At 57.5% G+C, this 426-nt stretch carries 1 protein-coding gene; it reads left to right on the top strand.

The annotated features are described in order from the left end of the window. Positions 1–357, top strand: a 357-nt coding sequence (locus EOA19_RS35580) for a hypothetical protein (RefSeq protein WP_164747216.1), incomplete at its 5' end; no start/stop codon positions are given. Between the last annotated feature and the right edge of the window lie 69 nt (positions 358–426).

Below are 426 nucleotides of genomic sequence, written 5' to 3'. Positions count from 1 at the left end.
GAGATAGTTGCGTGTCTGGCAGGTCCTTTTGCAGAATCCGCATTCGAAGGCTATCTGGACCCGCGCGATATGGCGATGAATGCGTCCGATGGGAATGAGGGGAGCAGCGACTACGCGGATGCCAAGCGAATCTATGGTGAGTTGCGGTTCCTGATGCCGCGCCGCCCCCGTTGGAGGCGGATCGAAGATCGCACGGCCCGGCTAGTACTCGATCACTGGTCAGCCATCGAAGCATTGGCCGCGCATTTGCTGGTCAAGCATGATCTCCAATTCGATGAGGCTCTGACGATTGTTGCGCCGCATCTTCCGCCCATGCCAGCAGCTACGCCGCCAGAGCGTCATCCGCAGCCTGCTTGATCAGCCATTCGATGTGATTTGACCACATCTGCAACACCTCGCGCTTCTCCTTGACGTTGCTATAGAGAT

Origin of the sequence: Mesorhizobium sp. M7A.F.Ca.US.010.02.1.1, from assembly GCF_004023085.1 — a bacterium.
Classification (GTDB): Bacteria; Pseudomonadota; Alphaproteobacteria; order Rhizobiales; family Rhizobiaceae; genus Mesorhizobium.
This window is presented reverse-complemented; position numbering and strand designations above follow the sequence as displayed.